Source organism: Polynucleobacter sp. KF022, assembly GCF_027924105.1.
In the GTDB taxonomy this organism is placed as follows: domain Bacteria; phylum Pseudomonadota; class Gammaproteobacteria; order Burkholderiales; family Burkholderiaceae; genus Polynucleobacter.
In genome coordinates this window covers 146501-170053 of record NZ_AP026972.1, presented here as the reverse complement: position 1 = coordinate 170053, position 23553 = coordinate 146501, and the positions used below count along the sequence as shown (strand labels likewise).

Annotated in this window: 21 protein-coding genes; 4 read left to right on the top strand and 17 right to left on the bottom strand. The window is 46.0% G+C overall.

Annotated features, from left to right (window positions below):
* Positions 1-37: 37 nt before the first annotated feature.
* From ftsA to bioB, 16 genes are all read right to left on the bottom strand, one after another.
* Positions 38-1267: a cell division protein FtsA gene (ftsA, locus tag PKF022_RS00935; RefSeq protein ID WP_216231188.1), complete on the bottom strand. Its 1230-nt coding sequence runs from the start codon at positions 1265-1267 to the stop codon at positions 38-40.
* A 9-nt stretch (positions 1268-1276) separates the two neighbouring features.
* A complete protein-coding gene (locus tag PKF022_RS00930; protein WP_281776839.1) occupies positions 1277-2134 on the bottom strand; it encodes a cell division protein FtsQ/DivIB in 858 nt (285 codons plus the stop codon).
* Positions 2131-3144 (bottom strand): D-alanine--D-alanine ligase, encoded by a 1014-nt coding sequence (locus PKF022_RS00925; protein WP_281776838.1) that lies wholly within the window; start codon positions 3142-3144, stop codon positions 2131-2133. Before PKF022_RS00925 ends, PKF022_RS00930 begins: the two co-directional genes overlap by 4 nt.
* On the bottom strand, positions 3137-4573 hold the full coding sequence (murC, locus tag PKF022_RS00920; protein WP_281776837.1) for a UDP-N-acetylmuramate--L-alanine ligase: 1437 nt from the start codon (positions 4571-4573) through the stop codon (positions 3137-3139). Before murC ends, PKF022_RS00925 begins: the two co-directional genes overlap by 8 nt.
* On the bottom strand, positions 4570-5643 hold the full coding sequence (gene murG, locus PKF022_RS00915) for an undecaprenyldiphospho-muramoylpentapeptide beta-N-acetylglucosaminyltransferase (RefSeq protein ID WP_281776836.1): 1074 nt from the start codon (positions 5641-5643) through the stop codon (positions 4570-4572). The genes murC and murG overlap by 4 nt, the downstream gene beginning before the upstream one ends.
* A complete protein-coding gene (ftsW, locus tag PKF022_RS00910; protein ID WP_281776835.1) occupies positions 5640-6911 on the bottom strand; it encodes a putative lipid II flippase FtsW in 1272 nt (423 codons plus the stop codon). Before ftsW ends, murG begins: the two co-directional genes overlap by 4 nt.
* Positions 6908-8491, bottom strand: a complete 1584-nt coding sequence (gene murD, locus PKF022_RS00905; protein ID WP_281777447.1) for a UDP-N-acetylmuramoyl-L-alanine--D-glutamate ligase — start codon at positions 8489-8491, stop codon at positions 6908-6910. Before murD ends, ftsW begins: the two co-directional genes overlap by 4 nt.
* A 52-nt stretch (positions 8492-8543) precedes the next feature.
* Complete coding sequence (mraY, locus tag PKF022_RS00900) at positions 8544-9713, bottom strand: phospho-N-acetylmuramoyl-pentapeptide-transferase (protein WP_281776834.1); 1170 nt, start codon at positions 9711-9713, stop codon at positions 8544-8546.
* Positions 9704-11143, bottom strand: a complete 1440-nt coding sequence (gene murF, locus PKF022_RS00895) for a UDP-N-acetylmuramoyl-tripeptide--D-alanyl-D-alanine ligase (RefSeq protein ID WP_281776833.1) — start codon at positions 11141-11143, stop codon at positions 9704-9706. Before murF ends, mraY begins: the two co-directional genes overlap by 10 nt.
* 8 nt (positions 11144-11151) lie before the next feature.
* Positions 11152-12669 (bottom strand): UDP-N-acetylmuramoyl-L-alanyl-D-glutamate--2,6-diaminopimelate ligase, encoded by a 1518-nt coding sequence (locus PKF022_RS00890; RefSeq protein ID WP_281776832.1) that lies wholly within the window; start codon positions 12667-12669, stop codon positions 11152-11154.
* A gap of 29 nt (positions 12670-12698) precedes the next feature.
* Positions 12699-14471 carry a penicillin-binding protein 2 gene (locus PKF022_RS00885; RefSeq protein WP_281776831.1) on the bottom strand — a complete coding sequence of 591 codons (1773 nt, stop codon included), beginning with the start codon at positions 14469-14471 and terminating at the stop codon, positions 12699-12701.
* Positions 14468-14734 carry a cell division protein FtsL gene (gene ftsL / locus PKF022_RS00880; protein WP_216184662.1) on the bottom strand — a complete coding sequence of 89 codons (267 nt, stop codon included), beginning with the start codon at positions 14732-14734 and terminating at the stop codon, positions 14468-14470. Before ftsL ends, PKF022_RS00885 begins: the two co-directional genes overlap by 4 nt.
* Positions 14731-15681 (bottom strand): 16S rRNA (cytosine(1402)-N(4))-methyltransferase RsmH, encoded by a 951-nt coding sequence (rsmH, locus tag PKF022_RS00875; RefSeq protein ID WP_281776830.1) that lies wholly within the window; start codon positions 15679-15681, stop codon positions 14731-14733. Before rsmH ends, ftsL begins: the two co-directional genes overlap by 4 nt.
* Before the next feature lie 12 nt (positions 15682-15693).
* A complete protein-coding gene (gene mraZ / locus PKF022_RS00870) occupies positions 15694-16122 on the bottom strand; it encodes a division/cell wall cluster transcriptional repressor MraZ (RefSeq protein ID WP_068320686.1) in 429 nt (142 codons plus the stop codon).
* A 302-nt stretch (positions 16123-16424) separates the two neighbouring features.
* The gene (gene coq7, locus PKF022_RS00865) at positions 16425-17054 is read right to left on the bottom strand and encodes a 2-polyprenyl-3-methyl-6-methoxy-1,4-benzoquinone monooxygenase (protein WP_281776829.1); all 630 of its coding nucleotides are present in this window, start codon (positions 17052-17054) and stop codon (positions 16425-16427) included.
* A gap of 12 nt (positions 17055-17066) precedes the next feature.
* Entirely contained in the window at positions 17067-18116 is a 1050-nt protein-coding gene (bioB, locus tag PKF022_RS00860; protein WP_281776828.1) for a biotin synthase BioB, read from the bottom strand.
* A gap of 89 nt (positions 18117-18205) precedes the next feature.
* Here bioB and bioA point away from each other — a divergent pair, with 89 nt between their 5' ends.
* Genes bioA through PKF022_RS00840 form a run of 4 tightly spaced genes read left to right on the top strand, consistent with a single transcriptional unit; the run spans position 18206 to position 22752 of the window.
* Positions 18206-19552: an adenosylmethionine--8-amino-7-oxononanoate transaminase gene (gene bioA, locus PKF022_RS00855; protein ID WP_281776827.1), complete on the top strand. Its 1347-nt coding sequence runs from the start codon at positions 18206-18208 to the stop codon at positions 19550-19552.
* Complete coding sequence (locus tag PKF022_RS00850; protein WP_281776826.1) at positions 19549-20787, top strand: 8-amino-7-oxononanoate synthase; 1239 nt, start codon at positions 19549-19551, stop codon at positions 20785-20787. Before bioA ends, PKF022_RS00850 begins: the two co-directional genes overlap by 4 nt.
* On the top strand, positions 20780-21499 hold the full coding sequence (gene bioD, locus PKF022_RS00845) for a dethiobiotin synthase (protein ID WP_281776825.1): 720 nt from the start codon (positions 20780-20782) through the stop codon (positions 21497-21499). The genes PKF022_RS00850 and bioD overlap by 8 nt, the downstream gene beginning before the upstream one ends.
* A 56-nt stretch (positions 21500-21555) precedes the next feature.
* Positions 21556-22752, top strand: a complete 1197-nt coding sequence (locus tag PKF022_RS00840) for a M20 aminoacylase family protein (protein ID WP_281776824.1) — start codon at positions 21556-21558, stop codon at positions 22750-22752.
* Between the two features lie 10 nt (positions 22753-22762).
* Here the strand turns inward: PKF022_RS00840 and PKF022_RS00835 are convergent, their stop codons facing one another.
* Positions 22763-23539 (bottom strand): enoyl-CoA hydratase, encoded by a 777-nt coding sequence (locus PKF022_RS00835; RefSeq protein ID WP_216231173.1) that lies wholly within the window; start codon positions 23537-23539, stop codon positions 22763-22765.
* Positions 23540-23553: the final 14 nt, after the last annotated feature.

Below are 23553 nucleotides of genomic sequence, written 5' to 3'. Positions count from 1 at the left end.
GTAAAAAACGTACTACATTGACGACGACGAAAAAAACTTAAAAATTTCCTGCGAACCATTCCTTCATGCGCGAGATCACTCCCTGTAGTGCGCCTGATTGAGAAACACGGCGGCCACGCAACAACTGCGCTTGACCTTCCATCAGCAAACCAATGCTGGTGGCATATCTGGGACTACGTAAAACTTCATGTAAATGACCACGGTATTCCGGAGTACCTATGCGAGCCGGTCTTAAAAAGACTTGCTCAGCTAATTCCACCATGCCAGGCATCAGTGCTGTACCCCCAGTTAAAACAATTCCGGAAGAAACCATATCTTCGTAACCGGAGTCACGAACTACGCCGCGCACGAGCGTAAATAGCTCTTCAACACGCGGTTCAATTACTGCTGCCAAAGCTTGTTTAGACATCGGGCGTGGCTCACGATCACCCACTCCTGGAACGTCAATCATCGCAGTAGGATCAGCCATATCTTGACGAGCAATGCCATGCGCAATCTTCAAATCTTCAGCATCAATCGTTGGCGTACGTAATGCCATTGCTATGTCATTGGTAATTTGATCACCTGCAATTGGAATCACTGCAGTATGGCGAATTGATCCTTGACAATAAATTGCAATATCAGTGGTTCCACCACCAATATCTACCAAGACCACGCCAAGCTCTTTCTCATCCTCAGTTAAGACCGCCAAACTGGAGGCTAATGGCTGCAGAATTAAGTCATTCACTTCAAGTCCACAACGACGTACGCACTTCACAATATTTTGTGCAGCACTCACAGCGCCAGTAACGATATGAACCTTCACCTCCAAACGAAGACCGCTCATACCAATTGGCTCACGCACGTCTTCCTGTCCGTCAATAATGAATTCTTGAACGAGGATGTGCAAAATTTGCTGATCCGTTGGAATATTGATTGCTTTGGCAGTCTCGAGTACGCGCTCCACATCACCAGCACCAACCTCTTTATCGCGTATCGCAACCATGCCGCTCGAGTTAAAACTCACAATATGGTTACCGGCAATACCCGTAAACACTTGAACAATCTGACGATCCGCCATGACTTCGGCTTCTTCAAGCGCTTTTTGAATCGATTGAACAGTCGCCTCAATATTGACTACAACACCCTTCTTGAGCCCCTTAGATGCAGTTTGACCAACACCGACTACATTAAATTGACCATCAGGAGACAGTTCAGCAACTAAGGCGACGACCTTAGATGTACCAATATCTAACCCAACCAAAACATCGCGATTGTCTTTACTCATCACCATTCCTCATTGCTTCATCTCGCTTTTTTTGCCATCTACATCACTCTTTTTCAAACTTGCAGAGGCAAGATGAACTGCAAAACCATTCGCATATCGCAAATCAATTGCATCAATTCGATTTGCCCACTTTTCCTGTACTTGGGGCCAATATTTAAACAATCGTGCCACACGCTCTTCGGTCAAATTTTTATCGGAGCTTTCTTCATCACGCCCAAACTCAACCTTCATACCGTTAGATAGCCTGACGTGCCATGCATAACGCTCTGTGAGAGCAAGGCTGGTAACTTCTGCACCCCATGGCTTAAACCAGTTATTCGCTTTTTCATAAAGACTCATCACCTCTTTACCGGAATCTGGGGGACCAGAGAAATCTACCAAACGGATTTCGTCACCTATCTCAGAGACGCGTCCAGCAAACAGCTCGCCGTGTGTATTCATCAAAGTGTGGCTTTCAGCGCCACCCCATGTACCAAAGGGCTTTTGTTCTTCGATACTCACCACTAATCCATTTGGCCAAACCCGACGGACATTCGCGTGTCGTACCCAAGGCATGCTTTCAAATCCACGCTTTACATCCTCAAGGCGAACACTAAAGAAATTACCCTGAACCGTTTCTAAGACCTGTTGTTTCACAATAGGTTTCTTAATATGCTTGAGTGTTTGCCCTGCAACCGGCTCAATTTGAATTTGCTTTAAGGCAAACACTGGACGCTGACTAAGCCATACCAAAATGCCTATGACGAGCATCACTACAAAGCAACGAATCAAGAAACGACTCAGCTTTTCCATGCGATCTGAATGATTCCAGAGCGGGGCCATCAACATGGAGAAAATTTCACCGAAGCGGTCCATGAAGTTACTCATGCAAGAGCGCCCTCTTTTTGCTGCAGCGTTTGACTCAGTAACCAAAGTACCAAATCCGCATACTCAATACCTGCGGCCTTAGCAGCCATTGGCACCAATGAATGAGAGGTCATGCCTGGAGAGGTATTCATTTCCAGCAAATAAGGTTTGCCAGTTTTTTGCTCTAGCATCACATCAGCGCGGCCCCAAGTCCGGCAACCCAAAGCCTTGTAAGCCGCCAAGGCTAATTCCTGCACGGCTGCATTCACCTCTGGCGCAAGTCCTGTTGGGCATAGGTACTGAGTTTCATCAGAGAAATACTTATTGTGGAAATCGTAATTTGCTTGCGGGGGAATAATTTTGATCACAGGCAATGCTTCAGCCGTTTTACCGTAACCAACCAATGGGCAAGTTAATTCATCGCCAACGATACAGGTCTCTGCAATCACTTTTTTATCCAACCCGGCCGCAAGTTTGTAGGCAGCTGGTAGCTCCTCTACTGATTTCACCTTGGTTAAGCCCAAAGAAGAGCCTTCATGTGCGGGCTTCACAATTAATGGCAAACCTAAGTGCTGAACAACCGCATTCCAATCGCTTGTTGCAGTTAATTCTTCATACTCAGGAGTTGCGAGTCCATTACTAATCCAGACTTGCTTAGTAACGATCTTGTCTATTGCTAAAGCAGAGGCTAAAACGCCACTTCCGGTATAGGGCAGACCCAGTAATTCAAGCAGGCCTTGAATCGTGCCATCCTCACCAAAGCGACCGTGTAGCGAAATGAAAATACGATCAAATTTTTCTTTAGCTAGTTCAGTGGGGCAACGCAAACCGGTATCAAAGGCATGGGCATCCACACCTTTAGAACGCAAGGCTTCCAGCACACCATTGCCTGACATCAGTGAGATTTCTCTCTCGCCAGATTTACCACCAAACAATACACCCACGCGGCCGAAAGACTTGATATCCAAACTAGCCAGGGTCGACTTAACGCGATCACCCCAAGAACTCAAGTTAGCAACTACCTTAGACATGCTTTGCCTCCGCTAACGTATGCGGCAAAGCAGAAATTGATCCTGCACCCATCGTAATTAAAACATCCCCATCTTTTAAAACTTGACTCAATTTTTCTGGCATCTCAGCAATGCTTGCAGCGTAAGCAACAGCGCTTGAATTTAATAATGCTTTTGAATTCTTATCTTCAGCAATAGCGGCTTTCATCAAGCTCTTACCATCTGCCCCCGGAATTTTTGCCTCACCAGCTGGATAGACATCAGTCAACACCAAAGCATCAAAGCTTCTAAGGACTTGTACAAATTCACCAAAACAATCACGTGTTCTAGTAAAGCGATGTGGCTGGAACGCCAGAACCAAACGGCGATCTGGATAAGCGCCGCGTGCGGCAGCTAAGGTTGCTGCCATCTCTACTGGGTGATGACCGTAATCATCAATCAAAGTAAAGCTGCCGCCAGAAGCTAATGGAATCTCTCCATAACGCTGGAAGCGACGACCAACCCCGCTAAATTCAGAAAGCGCTTTCGTGATTGCTTCATCCCCCACACCCAGCTCTGTAGCGATACCAATTGCAGCCAAGGCATTACGCACGTTGTGTAATCCAGGCAAGTTCAGCGTGACATTGAGTGGACCAGGCTTATTGCCATGTCTACGTACCGTGCGACGATCAACTGTGAAATGCATCTGTGTGCCATCTGCGCGCACATTACTTGCGCGGATATCGGCATCCTCAGATAGGCCGTAGCGCAATATCGGCTGGGATACAAATGGAATGATGTCGCGCACATTTGCATCATCAATACAAAGCACTGCCACACCATAAAACGGCATACGCTGAATAAACTGCACAAATGCTTGCTTTAAGCGAGCCATATCGTGCTGATAGGTATCCATATGATCTGCATCGATATTGGTGACGACTTCCATTGCTGGAAATAATTGCAAGAAAGAAGCATCAGATTCATCAGCTTCTACAACAATAAAATCTCCGCGCCCTAAACGCGCATTGGCGTTTGCAGAATTGAGTTTTCCACCAATCACAAACGTAGGATCTAGACCACCCTCAGCCAAAACTGATGCGACCAAACTAGTGGTCGTTGTTTTTCCATGGGTGCCAGCAATCGCAATACCCTGCTTTAAGCGCATTAACTCACCCAACATCACAGCACGCTGAATGACTGGAATTTTTGCAGCTCGCGCAGCCAAAACTTCCGGATTATTGCCAGCGACTGCCGTTGAAATGACTACTGCCTCAGCAGTGCCAATATTTTTAGGGTCATGCCCAATATGAATCACGGCGCCCAATTCCTTCAGGCGCTTAGTAACAGCGCCCTCAGCAAGATCTGATCCTGAAACTTGGTACCCTAAGTTCAGAAGCACTTCAGCAATGCCGCTCATACCAGCACCACCTATACCGATGAAGTGAATTTGCTGAACGATATGCTTCATTTGCCCACTCCTGCACAGTCTGCACACACTTCAGCCACTCGCTGCGTCGCATGTGGCTTTGCTAAGGCATGCGCACGCAATGCCATCTCTTTTAAGCCTGTGCGATTCAGGTTTTGAATCATCATTGCCAAGTCTTGTGGATTAAGCAGCGGCTGCGGCAATAAAACTGCTGCATCTGCACTAGATAAAAACTGTGCATTGGCAGTTTGATGATCATCAATTGCAAATGGAAAAGGTATGAGGCAAGAGGCAACGCCACAGGCCGCAATTTCAGAAACAGTCATCGCACCAGAACGACAAATCACTAAATCTGCCTGCGAGTACGCAGCTGGCATGTCATCAATAAATGGGCGGATATCTGCTGCGACACCCAGATCGGCATAACGCTTTACTAGATCCGCCAAATGCCTATCGCCTGCTTGATGAATAACCTTGGGACGAGACTCTACTGGAATCAACGCCAAAGCAGCTGGAATATTTTCATTTAAGGCTGCAGCTCCCAAGCTACCGCCGACAACCAAAATAGATAAAGGCCCTTGACGCTGCTCATAACGCTCTGCTGGCGCGAGCATATGGTCAAATTCTTCACGAATCGGATTGCCAACCCATTCTGCATTTGGCATTGTATTGGGGAATCCAGTCAAAGTTCGCATGGCGATTTTGCTTAGCGCAATATTGGCGCTACCAGCAACTGAATTTGCCTCATGCAAAACCAATGGACGCTTTAATAATTTAGTTACTAAGCCGCCTGGGAAAGTAATGTAACCACCCATACCTAAAACAACGTTCGGCTTAACTCGACGCATGATTTTCCAACTCTGAATACATGCACGCATCAAATTAATTGGCAACATGAGTTTTGTCTTTAAACCTTTGCCACGCAAGCCACCAAAATCAACTGCCTCAAATGGAAAGTCACAAGACTTCACGAGGCGATACTCCATGCCTGCTTGATTTCCTAACCAAGAGACATTCCAACCACAAATCCGCAAGTATTCAGCGACAGCTAGGCCTGGGAAGATATGCCCACCAGTTCCACCAGCCATCACCAGAATTGAGGGTTTTGTCAAAGCTTCCCTCCACGCATCAGCACGCGATTTTCAAAATCAATGCGCAATAGCATTGCCATTGCAACAGCATTCATCAAAATGCCAGAACCGCCATAACTCACCAATGGCAAAGTCAAACCTTTAGTTGGCAATAGCCCAAGGTTCACACCCATATTAATAAAGGCCTGCCAACCAATCCAAATAGCCACACCCTTAGCAGCGAGTCCTGCGAAGCTGCGATCTAATTGCAAAGCAGTGCGTCCAATTAAGAATGCGCGACGTACGATCCAATAGAACAAGAAGATCATCACGACTACACCAACAAAACCAAGCTCTTCACCGATCACTGCCATGATGAAATCGGTATGGGCTTCAGGCAAGTAATGTAATTTTTCTACGCTACCGCCAAGACCTGTACCAAACCACTCGCCACGTCCAAAAGCCATGAGTGAATGGGTTAATTGATACCCCTTATTGGCTGCGTTATCTACTTGCCATGGATCCATAAATGCCAACATACGTCCACGACGGAATGGTGAGAGCGCAATCATCGTTGCACCGCTCATCAAGCCAACTGCAATCAAACCACCGAATAATTTAGCGTTGATACCGCCCAAAAAGAGAATGCCAAATGCAATCAATGCAACCACTACGAATGCACCCATATCCGGCTCAGCCATCAGCAAGCCACCAACCAAGGCAACTGCAATACCCATAGGTAGCATGCCCTTCACAAAGGAATGGAGATACTCTTGACGTTGCACTGTATAGCTTGCCGCAAAGATCACTGCAGCAAATTTCATTAACTCGGAAGGCTGAAAGTTCATCAAGCCAAGGGGAATCCAACGCTTAGCTCCATTCACGCCTTTGCCGACACCAGGAATGAGTACCGCGATAAGCAGTAAAACGGTAAATCCAAAAATGACTGGCGAATAGCGATCCCACACCTTTGTAGGAATCTTGAAAGCCCAAATCCCCACTCCAATAGCAATCGCCAAAGAAATCATATGGCGGATCAAGAAAAAGTTGCTACTGTAGTTTGCATACTTAGGTCCATCAGCCAAAGTAATAGAAGCTGAATACACCATCACTAGACCAATCAACATGAGGGATAAAATTGCCCAAACAAGCAACTGGTCATACTCCATCATGCGTGAACGAGTTTGCTCTACGCCAGATACTGCATCTCGCAAGCCAGTACGGAAGTTATCGATTCCGCCCCTAGAAAAATTCCAGAAACGATTTAATCCAAGACGGTTTTCAGGAAAGAATTTCTCTTTTAAGTTCATGCCTGGACTCCCTCAAAGCGCATTCCCAACTCTTCGACTTCTGCGGCAAATACTTGAGCACGTTCTTTATAGTCACGGAACTGATCCAAGCTAGCACAAGCTGGAGATAACAACACTATGTCACCAGAGATTGCCTGTGCAGCCGCAGCCTGAACAGCAGTCACTAAGTCACCGCAATTAGTAATGGGTATTCCAGCGCCTAATGATTCGCCAATGGCAACACCATCTTTGCCAATTACGAAGGCGCCCTTTACAAAACGCAAAGCTGGTTCACGAAGTGGGCTGAAATCTTGCCCTTTACCATCTCCACCAGCAATTAACCAAATACGTTTACCTAATTCGTTATTACCCAAACCATTTAATGCGGCAACTGTGGCGCCTACATTAGTACCTTTACTGTCATCCACATACTCAACATCACGAACAATCGCTATGCTTTGCACCCGATGAGGCTCGCCATGATAATCACGTAAACCATGCAAGAGCACGTTCATCGGTAGTTTCGCTGCACGCGCCAAGGCAAGCGCAGCTAAGGCATTTAACGCATTGTGTCGACCACGAATTCTTAATGCATCAGCCGGAATTAAACGCTTAAGGCGTAACGGCTCATCATCCTCTACAACTGCGGACTTACGACGACGCTTAGGCTTGGGCTCTACATCCTCATCAACTTCAGCCCAGACTAACCAATCAATGCCGCCAGCACGCAAGTCATGCTCTATACCAAAGGCACCTTGCTCATCTGGACGATTAGAGCCAAAAGTCACAATAGACTTCTCCGCTTTCTGCTCTTCAGAAAGTAATCCCATCACCAATGAATCATCGCGATTCAGAATGCACACTGTATCGGGGCCAAATATTCTTGACTTGGCTTCTGCATAAGCCGACATATCTACGTGCCAATCTAAATGGTCCTGAGTAATATTGAGAACCGTTGCTGCAGTAGCATTTAATGTGTGGGTGTAGACCAACTGAAAGCTAGATAACTCGAGGACCCATACGTCTGGCATATCCACAATTTGATCTGCCAAATCTAAGCAACTCATGAGCTTTTCTAACGCGGCTGGACTGATGTTGCCCGCAACAGCTACTTTCTTGCCAGCACGCTCACAGAGTTGCCCTGTTAATGCGGTAGTGGTTGTTTTGCCATTGGTGCCAGTGATTGCCAATACTGCAGTCTCATAACTGGACTCTTGTGCCTGCACCATACGGCTTAAAGCTGAAATTGCACGAGCAAAAAATTCAATTTCGCTCCAAACGTCGATTTCAGCTTCTTCAGCTTTTACCAAGAAAGAATAAGTTGGATCTTGTAGTGGCGATAAACCAGGGCTAATACCAATTACATCAACGCCTTTGAGCAAGTCGTCGACTAAAGCTCCAAAACAAATATCTGTAAGGCCTGCAATACGAAGTTCTTCTAGCCAAGCATTCTGACGATCACTGAATGATGATGGGTCACGAGTATCTGCAAGGCGCACCTCGGCCCCGTTTCGCAAGCACCACTTAGCCATGGCGACACCAGATTCACCCAAACCTAAAATGAGGAATCGGCTTGGTGCTTGATAGCCTTCATCAGTCATGAAAGCTGAATTAGCGAAGGGATTTTCTAAGATCAACATATTTACTTTTGGATCACCGTAACTTCAAGCTAGATAAGCCAATTAAGACTAAAAGAATGGTGATAATCCAGAAACGCACAACTACTTGTGTTTCTTTCCAACCGCCCAATTCAAAATGATGATGTAGTGGCGCCATTCGGAAAATGCGACGGCCCTCGCCAAAATGTTTTTTAGTTACTTTGAACCAAAATACTTGGAGCATGACTGAAACTGTTTCAGCAACAAAAATGCCGCCCATCACAAATAAGACAATTTCTTGTCGAACAATGACAGCAATAGTGCCGAGTGCACCACCCAAAGCTAACGCACCCACATCCCCCATAAATACTTGGGCTGGATGAGTGTTGTACCAAAGGAAAGCTAAGCCTGCGCCACCCATAGCACCACAGAAAATCATTAATTCGCCAGCGCCAGGAATATAAGGGAAGAGGAGGTACTTCGCATAAATCGCATTACCCATCACATAGGCAAAAGCACCTAAAGCCGCGCCCACCAGAATCACCGGCATGATGACCAAACCATCAAGACCATCAGTTAGATTCACAGCGTTACTACTGCCAACAATTACTAAGTAACTCAAAATAATGAAGCCCATAATTCCCAATGGGTAGCTTACTTCCTTCATAAACGGTAATAGCAAGTTCGTTTTTGCTGGTAGGTCTAAAGCAAAGCCGCTTCTGAGCCACTCATAGAACAATTGCAGCACCTTGAGGTTGTTAACTTCAGAAACAGAGAATGCGAGATAGATTGCAGCAAATAAACCAATCAAGGTTTGCCAAAAGAATTTCTCTTTCGAGGCCATACCCTTAGGATCTTTGTAGACCACTTTACGGTAATCATCTACCCAACCTACCAAGCCAAAGCCAAAGGTAACAATCATCACAATCCAAATAAATCGATTGCTAAGATCTGCCCACAATATGCATGAAATAAAGATACCAATCAAAATCAAAACACCACCCATTGTTGGAGTGCCTGATTTCACTAAATGCGTTTGCGGTCCATCTGTTCTTACTGCTTGACCCATTTTTAAGGCAGTGAGCTTGCGAATAACCCAAGGTCCCGCAGCCAAACCAATTAACAATGCAGTCACCGTTGCCATCACCGCTCTAAAAGTGATGTAGCTAAACACCCGGAAAAATCCGAAGTCATCCTGCAACCATTGCGCCAACATTAAGAGCATGTTTTAGCCTCCTCTAACAAGGCCTGCACTACACGCTCCATGCGCATAAACCGTGAACCTTTAACCAAAATATTTAAATGCTGATTACTGCCGCTGGACTGAGCATGAAGTGCATCTTTTAATTGCACAATCAAACTATCCATATCTGCGAAATGTTTTGCATGCAATGAAGTTGCATTATTGTTAGCGGACTCGTTAAATCCCTGCAGTGCAAATTGGCACTGCTCACCTAGAGCAAACAGCTTACTGACTCCCTGCTCAGCCGCGTATGCACCTACCTCACGATGGAACTCAGGGCCTTGATTACCAACCTCACCCATATCACCCAAAATCAACCAAGATAAATTGCCTGATTGCTTTAAGGCATCGATCGCTGCTCGCACAGAATCGGGATTAGCGTTGTAGCTATCATCAATGAGGGTTCGATTTGAATCGATCGCCTTAGCTTGCATACGTCCATTGACCGGCGAGAAGGATTCGAGTCCCTGCTTAATTTTTTCAAGACTTACGCCAGCAGCAATTCCTACCGCACTTGCCGCTAAAGCATTGCGAACATTATGGCTTCCTAGGGTATTCAACTGAACCTCGATGCTGCCTTGTTCAGTTTTAATCTGTACTAACCCATTGCTTAATAGGGTGCCAGTTACTGCGGCTGACACCTTGTTCTGCGCAGATGAAAGAACGAAATCCATTACTTTACGACCGGCAGCAGCTTGTCGCCACACATTTGAAAATTCTGAATCCGCTGGAAATACAGCAACACCGTCACCTGGCAACGCACGAATTGCATCCGAGTGCTCTTCAGCTACGGCCGCTACCGTTGCCATAAACTCCTGATGCTCACGTTGGGCATTATTGATTAACGCAATATTGGGCTGTGCAATTGCAGCTAACTGTGCAGTCTCGCCTGGATGATTCATTCCCAGCTCAACAACTGCCAGGCGATCAGTGGAGCGTAACTTTAATAGTGTTAAAGGTAAGCCAATATCGTTATTTAAGTTACCCTTAGTTACCAAGGTATGTTGTTCGCCAACCGCAGCCTTAAAAATCGATGCGATCATTTCTTTAACAGTAGTCTTACCATTGCTACCAGTAACTAATGCCAAAGGAACTGGATGATTGACGCGCCATGCTTTGGCTAAGTTTCCTAAACCAACACGAGTATTGGAAACACAAATGGCTGGTAAGTCTGCCGGACATTTATCCTGGCTACTAATTAACGCAGCCCCTGCACCTGCTTTCGCTACATCAGATAAAAAGTCATGCGCGTCAAAACGCTCGCCCACTAGAGCCACAAATAACTCATTACGCTCAATTTGGCGACTATCAGTACCTACTCGAGAAATAATTAATTCTTTGGCAGTGTCAGTGGAAGCATTAATTAATGTGCTTCCAGGCAGCATAGCCTGTGCTTGCGCAAGCATTGTCATGATGGGCATTAGATTCCGCCCCCAGCAGCTAAGCGAATATGTTCTTGGTCCGAGAAATCAAATTTCTTACCATTGATTTCTTGGGTAGTCTCATGACCCTTACCAGCAACCAATACAATATCGCGAGGACCTGCATGACGAATGGCAGCCATAATGGCAGCCGCACGATCAGCAATCATCTGAACATTTTGTGCTTCAGATCTCATACCATCACGAATCATCTGCATGATGACCTGTGGATCTTCTGACCGCGGATTGTCGCTTGTAATCAAAACCTGATCGGCGTAACGCTCAGCAACAGCGCCCATCAACGATCGCTTGCCGACATCTCTATCACCACCACAACCAAATACACACCAAATATTTCCGCCACGTTGATCCGCGATAGGGCGTAAGGCGCGCAAAGTTTTCTCTAAAGCATCCGGGGTGTGTGCATAGTCCACAACTGCCAACAAACCTTCTGTTTTTTGAGGTTTGCCAAGTTGAATTAACTCCATGCGACCGAGCACTGGATTTAATTGACTAACCTTTTGTGACGCAAGCTCACAGCTCATACCTTGCGAAAGCAATACCGTCCATACTGCAAGGGCATTGCTTAAATTAAATTCACCTAACAAAGGAAGATGAAGCTGGACACTTCCCAGGCCATCACAAATAAAAGTGGAGAGATAACCCGCCCCGCTCAGGACTGAATCTTTTGCATAACTACGTTGTAGGCGCTGACCAAACTTCTCAAAACCCGAAAATGCTGCTGGAGACAATGCATATGCCCATACCTTCAGGCCATCTTTCGCCAATAAGTTCATGGCTAACTCACGGCCAAATACATCATCCAAATTGATCACCGCGTGCTTAAGCCCAGACTGCTGAAATAGCTTTGCTTTTGCTTCAGCATAATCGGCCATATTGCCGTGGTAATCCAAATGATCTTGCGTGAGATTACTGAAGACTGCACAATTAATTTCGGTTCCAGCAATTCGCTCTTGATGAAGCGCATGTGAAGACACTTCCATAGCAACTTGCTTTGCTCCAGCAGTACGCAACTCTGCTAGTTGAGTTTGTAACTTTGGAGCATCTGGAGTGGTGTAGCCAGTTTGAACTAAAGATCCCGGAAAGCCAGTACCTAAGGTGCCTAAAACCGCAGCGCGGTGATTGCTAGTATCTAAAGCTTGGGCGAGCCACTGAGTAATGCTCGTTTTCCCATTAGTACCAGTCACACCGATGATGCTTAATTCCTTGCTAGGGTGCTCATACCACTGCGAGCACAATTGGCCTGCGTGTGCAGCAAGATTTGCAACTGCGAAACATTGTGGATGATCAACAAATTGATTACCCATACCCTCCGGATCAAACACTACGGCTGCTGCACCAGCTTCCAAAGCAGCATTGATAAATTGACGGCCATCGCGCAATGCATTGCCATGACCCACAGGATATGCAAAAAAGATATCGCCAGACTGAATCTGGCGACTATCCGCACACACTTTTGCGGAAGAGTTCGCTAAAGTGTGTAAGTGGTCAATCAAGTGATTGGTGTCTATTTTCAAGTCCACCCTCATCGCTTCAAAACCACATGTTGAACTTGGGTATTTGCAGCTTGAATCTCCTGTGGACTCTTATCCTGCAATACCATTTGCTTGACTTTGTTGTCTGGCAAAACGTTTAAGGTATGGAGTGTTTCGCTCACAATTGTTGAAAACACAGGAGCTGCTACGTCGCCACCGTAGTGACTTCCACCAGTAGGCTCATCAATCATCACTGCAACCACAATCCGCGGCGCACTAATGGGAGCTAAACCAGCAAAGTAAGCGCGATATTTATTGCCGTACCCCTTACCAACTAACTTATGCGCTGTTCCAGTCTTGCCACCAACACGGAATCCTTCAGCCTGCGCCTTAATAGCAGTACCACCGGGCTCGGTAACAGACTCCATCATGCTGCGCATTTCAATTGCAGTTTTTGGAGAAAGGACTTTAGTGCCTGGCTTGAACTCTGGACTACGTTCAATTGTCAAAGGCACTAATTCACCATCCCGAGCAAATACTGTGTATGCGCGTGCAACCTGAAATAAAGAGGCGGAAATACCATAACCAAATGCAATGCGCGCCTGATCTGTCGGCATCCACTTTTTAAACGGGTGAACCGTTCCGGCAACGGCGCCAGGGAAACCAATTTTGGGGGCCTGACCAAACCCAACTGCCGTATAGAAATCCCACATCTCTTCAGCGGAAAGACTATTCATTGCAATCTTTGCTGTACCAATATTGCTAGACTTTTGAATAATTTGAGAGACCGTTAGATTTCCATAGGGGTGCGTATCCGTAATTGGCTTAGGCCCAATTAAATATTTCGCACCAATCACCATATTGGTGTCCGGCTTAACGGCCCCCTTTTCTAAAGCAATTGCAATAGTCAAAGGTTTCATAGTTGAACCAGGCTCAAAAGTATCCGTCAATACACGATTGCGTAATTGCTCGCCTGTTAGCACTCTTCGATCATTCGGGTTATAACTCGGGTAATTTGCCAAAGCCAAGATCTCGCCCGTTTGCGTATCAAGCACTACCGCACCACCTGCTTTAGCGTGATGCTTTTCAACTGCATCTTTCACAGCGTTATAGGCTAAGAACTGAATCTTGCTATCAATCGAAAGATTCAAGTCCTTGCCATTTTGTGGCAATTGCAAAACAGCCATTTCATCGACAACGCGCCCGAGACGATCAACCACTACACGCCTCTGTCCTGGGTGTCCGGCAAGATCTTTCTCTCTCGAAAGCTCCATACCCTCTTGGCCTTTATCGTTAACGTTTGTAAAGCCAACCACGTGCGCCATCGCCTCGCCCTCTGGGTAGAAGCGACGATATTCATTATTCAAACCAATGCCTGGGATTTCTAATTGCTTAATTTGTTGCGCAATTGCTGGATCAACCTGGCGTTTTAAGAAGATCTGCTTACGCTCTTCCTTTAATTTTTTACGCAACTCTGCTTCACTGATCTGCAAAAGGCTAGCTAACTTTTGTACTTTGTCAGCGGCCAAATCATCTGGAACTGTATCGTTATAGGCAATAACTGACTTGGCCTCTAAGCTGGTTGCAATCACCTGGCCATTACGATCCAAAATTTTTCCACGACTTGCAGGTAGCTCCAGCTCCCGCTGAGTACCACGCACACCTTTGGCTTCATAAAATGCATTGCCCGGTCCCTGAATCCAAAATGCGCGCAGTAATAGCATCATGAAAACAAAGAATAAGAGGAATAGCATTAAACGAGACCGCCACATTGGCAGACGCAATACTAAATTTGGTGTAGTAGAAAAACCAACTGGTCTCATTTGGTCTCCCTCAAGTACAAAGTACGCTCTGGGGAGATTGGGGACATGCGCAATTGATTGCGAGCAACATCACGAATGCGTGCTGACTTTGAAAGATTGCGTTGCTCATACTCGAGTCGCAACCATTCTTGATTTAACTTGCGCTCTTCAATTTGCGCACGTTCCTGCAGAATAAATAACTTACGTGCGCGCTGCTGGGCTGCCACTAGTGATAGCGCACAAATTAATAGCAGCGCAAGCAATGTCAATGTTGCGCGATTCATGCAACTGCTCCCATACGCTTTTCAGCAACACGCATAATTGCTGAACGTGCACGCGGATTCTCAGAAACCTCGGTATTACTTGGCTTAATACGACCAATAATTTCCAGTGCACTTTGCGGCAGATCTCTATCACGCACAGGTAGGCCACGTGGGACCTCTACTTTTGCATGTGCCTGCATAAACTGCTTCACAATTCGATCTTCAAGAGAGTGAAAACTAATCACCGCTAGTCTGGCGCCAGGCTTTAATAATTTCAATGCCGCTTTTAAACCGAGCTCTAAATCTTCTAGCTCGCGATTAATAAAAATGCGCAGAGCTTGAAATGTTCTGGTTGCAGGATCTTGCCCTGCTTCACGTGTGCGTACAACACTAGCAACTAGACTTGCTAATTCTGTCGTAGTTTTTGGTGACAATCCTTCTTCACGCTTGGCCACAATGGCTTTAGCGATCTGATATGCAAAGCGCTCTTCTCCGTAAGTCTTAATCACGTGCGTGATTTCCTCCACCGGTGCTTGCGCCAACCACTCTGCTGCCGTCAAACCATGATCGGTATTCATGCGCATATCGAGCGGACCTTCGCGACGAAATGAAAATCCCCGATGTGCTTCGTCCACTTGCGGCGAGCTGATTCCTAAATCCAACAAAATTCCATCGACCGATTCTGTTTCTGCGTACTGATCCATCTGCGCAAAACTGTCGTGCACAATCTTTAAACGTGGATCGTTGATCTGCTGCGCTACTGCAATCGCATCCAGATCCTTGTCGAAAGAAATCATGCGTGCTGATGGATTCAATTCTTTGAGCAGTGCTTGAGTATGACCGCCACGCCCAAAGGTTCCATCGATTACCAGAATTTGTTTTGCTGCATTTTGATTTTGAATCAGTGGGCCACCAACTAGCGCCGTCACCGCCTCGGCCAGTAACACTGGGCGATGAGTTATGTTCATAGCACCCTGTCATCAAAAATTAAATTGCTTGAGTGCTTCAGGCATGCCTTGCGCAATCGCAGCCTGTTCTTTTGCAGCGTATGTAGCTGCGTCCCACAATTCCAAGTGACTTCCCATGCCAAGCAATATCACTTCTTTTTCTATGCCAGCTGCTGCGCGCAATTCTGGACTGACCAATACGCGACCAGCACTATCCAAATCCATTTCCGCTGCGTTACCCAAGAAGATTCGACGCCACCAATGAGCATCCATTGGAAGTTGTGCAACTCTCGCTCTGAAGGTTTCCCACTCAGGCCTTGGGAACAGAAGTAGGCAGCCATCGGGGTGTTTTGTGAGCGTGATTCGGCCCTCGCCCTGAACCAACAGGGCGTCACGATGCTTTGCCGGCACAGACATGCGGCCTTTTGCATCTAAATTGAGAGCTGACGCACCTTGAAACACCATTTACCCCACTTTTTCACACTTCCTCCCACTTTAGAGGATCGCACTAAGAGGGTCAAGTGTTTTTAGGAGTTTTTTTAGGAATTTCTCTAGTGTTTACAAACACTTAGCGTCGTGTGTTCAGAAAATGGTGTTAGTAAAATAGCTACTTGAAACAATGGCTTGGAAAATATACTTAAGAATAGATCTTAGCTATTGGGCTAGATAATCCCAAAATATACTGTATTTATAAACAGTAATATCAAAAAAATATATCAAAATTAATCAGAAATTAATTTTTAAGAATTAATCGTATTTCAGTTTTAAATTTTGTAAGCAGTAGTGGTCATTATCTTAGACATTGCCTGCATTATTTTCTGAACAGGTTCTGGCAAATGTGCACCGCCTGCATTTTTTGCAGCTTGTCCGTGAGCAATTTCATCAACGCGCATTTGATCAACAATTGCGCGTGAGCGTTGATCATCTTTTGGCAATTTTTGGAGATGACTTTCTAAGTGATTCTCAACTTGTTTTTCTGTTTCAGCCACAAAACCTAAGCTCCACTTATCACCCGCTAAGCCTGCTGCCATGCCGATTGCAAAGGATCCTGCATACCACAACGGGTTAAGATAACTCGTATGCGAACCAAGTTCTTGGAGGCGAGTTTCACACCACGCAAGATGATCCATCTCTTCTTGACCTGAGTGATTCAGCATCTCCTGAATTTCTGGATTTCGTGCAACTAATTTTTGTGATTGATATAGCGCTTGAGCACAAACTTCGCCAACGTGATTTACTCGCATGAGACCTGCAGCATGTTTTCGTTCAGCGGCATTTAACCCTGAGTTACTCGCTAAATTTGACCCTGGAATAGGCCTTTGAGCATTGGCGCCCCCAACAACCGACCGAAGGGCGGTGTCAAACTCCAGAATAAGACGATCTATTGGGGACATTCTGGAGAAAAGTTAGATCAAAACCTCTGCTTTACTGCTTTGCTTAGTCTTTAGACCCAGCTCAGCCAAGAGCTCACGGTCTTGTTCGGCCTCTGGATTGCCAGTAGTGAGTAATTGCTCACCATAGAAAATCGAATTAGCGCCAGCCAAGAAGCACATGGCCTGAACAGCTCTGCCCAGCTCCTGACGGCCTGCTGAAAGGCGTACACGGGCTTTAGGCATGGTGATTCTCGCAACTGCAATGGTTCTCACAAACTCAAGTGGATCAAGGGGTTTTTGGTCCGCCAATGGTGTACCAGCAACCGGCACCAAATGGTTAATAGGTACCGACTCTGGGTAAGGGCTCAAATTAGCCAAGCGCGCAAGAAAAGCAGCTCGCTGCTCTCTAGACTCACCCATACCCACGATGCCGCCACAACACACTGACATACCAGCAGCACGGACGTTTGAAATCGTATCTAAACGATCCTGGTAGCCCCGAGTAGAAATTACTGAGCGGTAAAAGTCTTCACTGGTATCTAGATTATGGTTGTAGAAGTCCAAACCAGCCTCTTGAAGCGCCTGAGCTTGATCGGCCTCCAGCATGCCCAAGGTGGCACAGGTTTCAAGTCCTAAGGCCTTTACGCCCTTGATCATGGCAGTGACTTTTTCGATATCGCGGTCTTTAGGTTCGCGCCAAGCAGCACCCATACAGAAACGGTTAGAGCCAGCCGCTTTGGCTGCTTTGGCAGCCTCTAAAACCTCGTCCAAGCCCATCAACTTCTCGGCCTTAACGTCGGTGTCATAACGCGCAGCTTGAGGGCAATAGCCGCAATCCTCAGGACAACCACCTGTCTTGATTGACAACAAGGTAGCCAATTCCACATCACCCTCAGGGAAATAAGCCTTATGAGTCTCTTGGGCCTTGAGCATCAATTCATTAAAGGAAAGCGCAAATAAGGCCTCAATTTGAGCCACGGACCACTCTCCAGCTGCCACGATCTCTGTATTTGCACCCTGGTGCAATTCAGCCTTCGATTTGAACTGGGTTAAAGGTTTTTCAACGGTTTGAGTGTCCTGCATGGGCAAATTCCAGAAATTAGGTAGATTCAAGGCATAAACATAACAGATACAGGCCTGAAATTGGGAAAACTAGTGGTCAAATATCAAACATGAAGGTTATTTCTGACTTAAATCAAGCTCCCCTTGTTGACCGCAGCCTAGCCGCAGTTTGGCACCCATGCACTCAGATGAAACAGCATGAGTCATTTCCGCTGGTTGCCATTACAAAAGGTAGGGGCGCTTGGTTATATGACGAAAACGGCAATGCCCTGCTCGACGCTATTAGCTCTTGGTGGACCAATTTATTTGGCCACTCCAATCCACGTATCAATCAAGCAATTACAGAGCAGCTAGAAAAAATTGAGCATGTGATGCTCGCAGGATTCACGCATCCACCAGTAGTGGAGTTATCCGAAAAACTGTCGGCACTTACCAATCATCATTTAGGCCACGTCTTTTACGCATCTGATGGCGCTTCTGCTGTGGAGATTGCGCTGAAGATGAGTCATCACTATTGGCAGCTCAATGGCAAACCACAAAAGAAAAAGTTTGTTTGTGTAGAAAATGGTTATCACGGAGAAACGCTAGGTGCATTAGCGGTAACTGACGTAGCCATTTTCAGAGAAGCTTACGGGTCGCTGCTTCAAGATGTCTACACAGTCACCTCCCCCGATGCACGCAAAGCAAAAGTTGGTGAGACCGCAGAAGATGTGGCAAAACACGCAGCCAAACAGCTTGAAGAGTTATTTGCAAAAGAGCATCAACAGATAGCCGCCTTTATTGTCGAACCTTTAGTGCAATGCGCCGGACAAATGGCTATGCACTCTCCCGAATATCTGTGCCTAGTCAGAGAGCTATGCAATCGCTATGAAGTGCATCTGATTGCAGATGAGATTGCCGTTGGCTGTGGGCGGAGCGGTAAGTTTTTCGCCTGTGAGCACGCTGGTATCTGGCCAGACTTCTTAACCCTTTCCAAGGGAATTAGTGGCGGCTACTTGCCACTATCTCTATGTCTTACTACCAAGCAGATTTACCAAGCATTTTATGGTGACCAAACATCGCAAGGGTTTTTACACTCCCACTCATATACCGGCAATCCACTAGCATGCGCTGCTGCTCTGGCTTGCCTTGAGATTTTTGAAGCTGAAAATGTATTGGAAAGAAATATTGAGCGCTCAAAGGATTTAGCTAAAGCTTTTGCGTGGGCAAAGACCGATGAACGTATCGAGCATTGGCGGCAGCAGGGAATGATTTTGGCATTCGATATTAAAAATGATTGTCTCAAGGACGCAAAAACTTTTGCACGAACTATGTTTGCTCATAGTTTAGAAAAGGGAATATTAATTAGACCTATCGGCAACACGATTTATGTGATGCCCCCATATATTTTGTCATCCGAAGAAGCGATGCAATTGGGTAGCGCAGTAAAGCTTGCCCTAGAAAAGACATTAGCATGACGAACTCATTTAATGCCCTTCGTTTAGCTCAAGATCAAATTGCGGATTTAGATCTGCAACTACTAAAGCGAAAACTCAAAGCGACTCAATCCCCATGCGACACCAAAGCCGTAGTTAATGGGCGTGAGTTAAAGGCCTTCTGTAGCAATGACTATCTAGGGCTCGCAAACCATCCCGATTTAATTCAAGCCATTGCAGAAGGTGCCAAGATATATGGTGTTGGTAGCGGCGCTTCCCATCTCATTAGCGGTCACAGTGTTGCTCATGAGATTCTTGAAGCCAAGTTAGCTGCTTTCCAAAAGCAACATATCCCAGATGCACGCGCGCTCTTTTTTAGCACCGGCTATCTTACTAACCTGACAGCTATTACAGCCTTTGCAAGGCTTGCACCACAAGGGTATATCAGCATTTACTCTGCAAAGCTAAATCATGCTTCACTAATTGATGGTGTTCGTCTCGCAAGCGCACAGTCAAATGCACGCGTGAGCTTATTTGATCATGAGGAAGTAAATACTTTAAGCGAATTACTAAAGGCGGATCAAAGTGATCTCAAGATGATCGTTACCGATGGCGTCTTTAGCATGGATGGCGACCTCGCTCCCGTGAAGAAACTATTGGAGCTCGCAGAGCAACATGATGCGCTCCTATTGGTAGATGACGCGCACGGCTTTGGCGTGCTCGGAAAACAAGGGCATGGCATTTTGGAACAGGAAAATATCTGCTCAGAACGCATTGTTTATATCGGTACACTTGGCAAGGCTGCTGGTGTTAGTGGCGCCTTTGTTTGTGCACACAAAACCTTGATTGAATGGCTAATTCAAAAAGGCCGTCCGTTTATTTACAGTACTGCTACGCCACCAGCAATAGCGCACACACTCACAAAGAGTTTAGACATTATTGAGGGGGATGAGGGAGGCAATCGTCGCGCCCAACTGAATCAACTCATTCGTATTTGGCAAGATGAAATGCATTTTTCTCAATGGGAAAAAGTCTCCTCTTGCACTGCCATTCAGCCTGTCATTTTGGGTAGTAACGCCAATGCTTTATTAGCCGCCAAATTATTAGACGAAGCAGGTTACTGGATTCCAGCCATTCGCCCACCCACCGTTCCTATTGGGAGTGCAAGATTACGGATTACCTTTTCTGCCAATCATAGCGAAGCAGATTTACGTCAGCTAATCACCACTTTGAAGACCATAGAACAAGCAGCAATCCAAAAGGCATCTGATGAATAAGCAGTTTGGATTCTTTGTTACCGGCACAGATACCGAGGTTGGCAAAACATTGGTAAGTGGCGCTCTCATCCTGAAGTTGCGTGAGCAAGGCATTAAAACCATTGGCTTTAAACCTGTTGTCGCCGGCACCTACAAAGATGCACAGGGAATAACCCTCAACGAGGATTTGGAAACGCTGCGCATTGCATCAAACCTTGGCTCTAATGAATTCAATCTTTGCCCTTATGTGCTGGATCAAGCCGCCGCTCCCCACCTCGTAGCAGAAAAGCAGGGAATTCAACTGGAAATGAGTTTGATGCATCAAGCTTTTCAGAATATTCACCAACATGCAGATTGCATTGTGGTTGAAGGTGCTGGCGGTTTGCTCATTCCACTGAATGCAGATGAAGACCTTGGAGAGTTTGCAAAAATCATTGATATGCCACTTATTCTCGTGGTGGGTATGAAATTAGGCTGCATCAATCACGCTATCCTGACTTATGAAGCAATCAAGGCACGTAATTTAAAGATTTCTGGATGGGTAGCCAATGCTCTTAGCGAAGAAATGCCGCTACTGCAAGAAAACCTACAAACCTTGCAAGCCAGAATTGGAGCGCCATTTTTAGGTCTTATTCCACCCCTCCCAAAAGAGCTTTGGAAAGCTGCTAATAGCCCTTATTCAATTGATGCTTTGAAATTTGCTGCACAGCACATTCAATTACCCAAGCAATAATCAGCATCCGTCAGCATTCAAAGGCATCGCAAAAGACTTTCGGATAAGATGAAGGGATGCATTTAATCCCAGAAATTACTGACTCCGCAGAAGCTATTCAAGAAATTAGACGCAATATTCATGCGCATCCTGAATTGCGTTTTGAAGAGAATCGCACAGCCGACTTGGTAGCAGAAGCACTCTCCAGCTGGGGAATTGCCGTTTACCGCGGTATGGGAAAAACTGGCGTAGTGGGTCGCCTAGATGGTGACTTAGGCCCAGGCAAGATGATTGGTCTACGTGCCGATATGGACGCACTGCCACTTCAAGAACACAATAACTTTGCACATGCCTCAAAAAATCCAGGAAAAATGCATGCCTGTGGTCATGATGGTCACACCGCTATGCTTCTTGGTGCTGCACAGTATTTATCAAATCACCGCGATTTCAAAGGCACGGTAATTTTTATTTTTCAGCCTGCTGAAGAAGGTGGTGCCGGTGCAAATGAAATGATCAAAGATGGACTCTTTAAAGAGTTTCCATGTGATGCCGTATTTGGTTTACACAATTGGCCTGGTTTAGCAGAAGGTCACTTTGGCGTAACGCCTGGACCTATGATGGCCTCTAGTAATACGTTTGAAATTACTATCAAAGGTAAAGGTGGTCACGCAGCCTTACCCCACAATAGCGCTGACCCAGTTTTTGCTGGTGCACAAGTAGTACTTGCATTACAAAGCATCATTACACGCAATAAACGCCCTGTGGATGCGGCTGTTTTATCGATCACCCAATTTCATGCGGGTGAAACTAGCAACGTTATTCCTGATAGCGCCTTTATCGGCGGCACAGTCCGCACCTTCACTTTAGATGTGTTGGACCTCATTGAGCAACGCTTACGAGAAATTGCTCACAGCGTTTCGAGCGCTTTCGATTGCCAAGCGGAAATTACATTTGCACGAAATTACCCGCCACTTATTAATCATGCGAATGAAGTGGAATTTGCTACTGAAGTCATGAGCGAATTGGTGGGCAAGCAAAATGTTAATGCTTCAATCGATCCTACGATGGGCGCTGAAGATTTTGCATTTATGTTGCTGGAGAAGCCAGGTTGCTATGTATTCCTGGGCAATGGCGATGGCGATCATCGCTCCGTAGGTCACGGCATGGGTCCATGCCACCTACATAATCCCTCCTACGACTTCAATGACTCTTTGATTCCAGTGGGCGTGAGCTATTGGGTCAAATTAGCTCAACGCTTCCTAGAGAAAATCTAAATTCTTTTAATTAAGAATTAGTAAATTTGGCTGGGCGTTTTTCCATAAACGCAGCCATACCTTCCTTCTGATCGTTTGTACCAAAACAGGCATGAAACAGACGGCGCTCAAAATGAATTCCTTCGGACAAGGTCGTTTCGTATGCAGTATTGATACTCTCTTTGACCATCATGGCAGTCAATAAAGGCATATCCGCGATTCCCTTAGCAATTGCTTTCACTTCTTTTAGCAAGTCTGCTTGAGGAAATATTCTGGCAACCAATCCAGAACGCTCAGCTTCTGCAGCATCCATCATGCGCCCTGTTAATGCTAAGTCCATTGCCTTGGCTTTTGATACAGCGCGGGGCAAACGTTGTGTACCACCCGCACCAGGAATGATGCCCAACTTCACCTCGGGTTGAGCAAACTTCGCATTATCAGCAGCCATAATGGTGTCGCACATCATCGCTAACTCGCACCCACCACCTAGAGCATAGCCAGAGACTGCAGCAATGACTGGCTTACGGACTTTTTTAATCTCTTCCCAATTACGGGTAATAAAGTCTTCGCGATAAACGTCTTTCAAACCATACTTCGCCATTGAAGCAATATCTGCACCGGCTGCAAATGCCTTTTCACTACCAGTAATGATCATGCAGCCAATGTTATCGTCCGCGTCAAATGCCAACAACGCAGCACCAAGCTCATCCATCAGTTGATCATTCAACGCATTGAGCACCTCAGGACGATTCAAAGTAATCGTGGCAACTCTACCGTCTACTTCAGTCAAAATTGTTTTGTAGCTCATGAATTTCTTTCAAT